Source organism: Methylibium sp. (assembly GCF_013817365.1).
In the GTDB taxonomy this organism is placed as follows: domain Bacteria; phylum Pseudomonadota; class Gammaproteobacteria; order Burkholderiales; family Burkholderiaceae_C; genus Methylibium.
Map to the genome: position 1 here is coordinate 1 of NZ_JACDCU010000468.1, position 3,014 is coordinate 3,014.

The window sequence follows — 3,014 nt, forward strand, 5'->3', positions numbered from 1 at the left end:
CTGCTGGCGCGCGGCCTCATTCCCAACCGCGACGCCACGCTGCGCCCGGGCATGTTCGCGCGTGTGAAGGTGCAGCTCGCCGAGCGCCCCGGCGCCGTGCTGGTGCCCGAAGAGGCGGTGGTGCCGCAGGCCGGCAAGGAGCTGCTGTTCAAGGTGGTGGACGGGCCCGACGGGCCGCTGTCGCAGCGCATCGAGGTGCGCACCGGCATCCGCCGCAATGGCGAGGTGGAGATCTTGGGCGGCCTGCGTGCCGGTGAGCGGATCGTCACCGCCGGCCAGTCGCGTCTGATGCGCGGCGACGGGCTGCAGTTGCGCGTGGTCGAGCTGGGCGGTGGCGCAGCGGGCCGCACGGCCGAACCGCCGGCGGTGCGGGCCTCCGGTGCGTCGGACGGTTCCGGCACAGGCAAGGGCAAGGCCCTGGCCCACCGCGCGGACTGATCCTCGCTGCCGAAAAAACCGGGCCGCCATGCAGCTTTCCGAAGTCGCCGTGCGCCGGCCGGTCTTTGCGACCGTGATGTCGCTGCTGCTCGTGCTGGTCGGTCTGGTGTCCTACCAGCGCCTGCAGGTGCGCGAGTACCCCAACATCGACGAGCCGGTGGTCACGGTGGCCACGCGCCTGGTCGGCGCCTCGTCGGAGGTGATCGAGTCGCAGGTCACCAAGATCCTCGAAGACTCCATCGCCGGCATCGACGGGGTGGACATCATCACCTCCATCTCGCGCTCCGAGCAAAGCCAGATCACGGTGCGCTTCAAGCTCGAGAAGGACCCCGACAACGCCGCCGCCGATGTGCGCGACCGCGCCTCCCGCGTGCGCGGCCGGCTGCCCGACGAGGTGGAGGAGCCGGTGATCACCAAGGTGGAGGCCGACGCCTCGCCGACCATCTGGCTCACCTTCAGCGGCGACACGCTTTCGCCGCTCGACGTGACCGACGTGCTCACGCGCCTGGTGCGCCCGCGCCTGCAGACCGTGCCTGGCGTGGCCGACGTGCGCATCAACGGCGACCGCACTTATTCCATGCGCGTGTGGCTCGATCCCGACCGCCTGGCCGCCTACCAGCTGACGGTGCAGGATGTCGAAGACGCGATCCGCGGCCAGAACCTCGAGGTGCCTGCGGGCCGCATCGAGAGCCAGCAACGCGAGTTCACGGTCACGGCGCGCACCGACCTCAACCGGCCGGCGCAGTTTGCCGACATCGCCATCAAGCGGGTCGCAAGCGGCCACACCGTGCGCCTGCGTGATGTAGCGCGCATCGAGGAGGCCGCGGCGCAGGAGCGCAGCAGCGTGCGCTTCAACGGGCAGCCGGCGGTTTCGCTCGGCGTGATCCGCAATGCCACTGCGAACCCGCTCGAGCTGGCCGCAGCCGTGCGCGCCGCGGTGCCGCAGATTCAGGAGGATCTGCCCGAGGGCCTGACGGTGCAGGTCGCCAACGACAACTCCATCTTCATCGAGCGCTCGATCGCCTCGGTGTACACCACCATCGCCGAAGCGGTGGCGCTGGTGGCACTGGTCGTGTTCGTGTTCCTGCGCACCTTGCGCGCCTCGATCATTCCGCTGGTCACCATCCCGGTGAGCCTGATCGGCGCCTTCATCCTCATCTCGCTGGCGGGCTTCAGCATCAACACGCTGACCTTGCTGGCGCTGGTGCTGGCGATCGGCCTGGTCGTCGATGACTCGATCGTCGTGCTGGAGAACATCTACCGCCACATCGAGGAGGGGCTGGAGCCGTTCCAGGCCGCGCTGAAGGGCGTGCGCGAGATCGGCTTTGCGGTGGTGGCGATGACGCTCACGCTGGCGGCCGTGTTCGCGCCGCTCGCCTTCACCCCCGGGCGCACCGGGCGGCTCTTCGCCGAGTTCGCCCTCACGCTGGCGGGCGCGGTGATCGTCTCCGGCTTTGTCGCACTCACGCTGAGCCCCATGATGTGCAGCAAGCTGCTGCGCCACAACCCCAAGCCGGGCCGTTTCGACCGTTTCATGGAGCGCGCGCTCGACGGCCTGACCCACGGCTACACGCGCGTGCTGCGCTGGACGCTGCTGCACCGCTGGGTGGTGATCGCGGTGATGGCCGCCTCCGCCGGCACGGCGGTATGGCTGTTCGGCAGCATGAAGAGCGAGCTGGCGCCGATGGAAGACCGCGGCACGATCTTCACGAACGTGAGCTCGCCCGACGGCGCCACGCTCGAATTCACTGCGCGCTACCTGCGGGAGATCGAACGCCTCGCCCTGCAAGACCCGGATGTCGACCGCGCCTTCATCATCGCCGGCAATCCGACGGTGGCGCAGGGCATCGCCATCATCCGCACCATCGACTGGGCCGAGCGCGAACGCAGCATCTTCGATGTGCTGGGCGGCCTGGCGCCCGACTTCATCGCGCTGCCCGGCGTGAACGCTTTTCCGGTCACGCCGCCCTCGCTTGGCGGCGGCTTCAGGGAGCGGCCGATCACCTTCGTGATCCTCACCTCCGACAGCTACGAGAACCTTGCTTCAGTGGCGCAGCGCATGCTGGCCGAGATGGGCAAGAACCCCGGCATCGTGCAGCCCGACATCGACCTGCGCCTCAACAAGCCCGAGATCTACATCTCCGTGGACCGCGACCGCGCGGCCGACGCCGGCGTGTCGGTGGACGCCGTGGCACGTACCATCGAGACCATGCTGGGCGGGCGCAACGTGACCCGCTACAAGCGCAATGCCGAGCAGTACGACGTGATCGTGCAGACCGACCTCAGCGGCCGCACGGTGCCGGCCGACATCGAAAAGCTTTTCGTGCGCGGCCGCGCCGATGCCGCCGGCAACGCGGCCATGATCCCGCTGGCCGCGCTGGTGAAGGTGGAGACCAGTGTGGCTCCGCGCGAGCTGAACCACTTCAACCAGCGCCGCTCGGTCAGCATCACCTGGCGCCCGGCTATGCGCTCGGCGAGGCGCTGGAGTTCATGGATGCCACGGCGGCCCAGGTGCTCGAGCCCGGCTATTCGACCGAGTTGAACGGCATCTCGCGGGAGTTCCGCACCTCCAGCGG

General features: G+C 69.1%; 1 protein-coding gene and 1 pseudogene. Both read left to right on the plus strand.

Annotated features, from left to right (window positions below):
* A partial coding sequence (locus H0W38_RS19840) for an efflux RND transporter periplasmic adaptor subunit (RefSeq protein WP_367162462.1) occupies positions 1-438 on the plus strand: 438 nt, incomplete at its 5' end.
* A gap of 28 nt (positions 439-466) precedes the next feature.
* Positions 467-3,014 (plus strand): annotated as a pseudogene (locus H0W38_RS19845) (efflux RND transporter permease subunit); the annotation flags it as partial.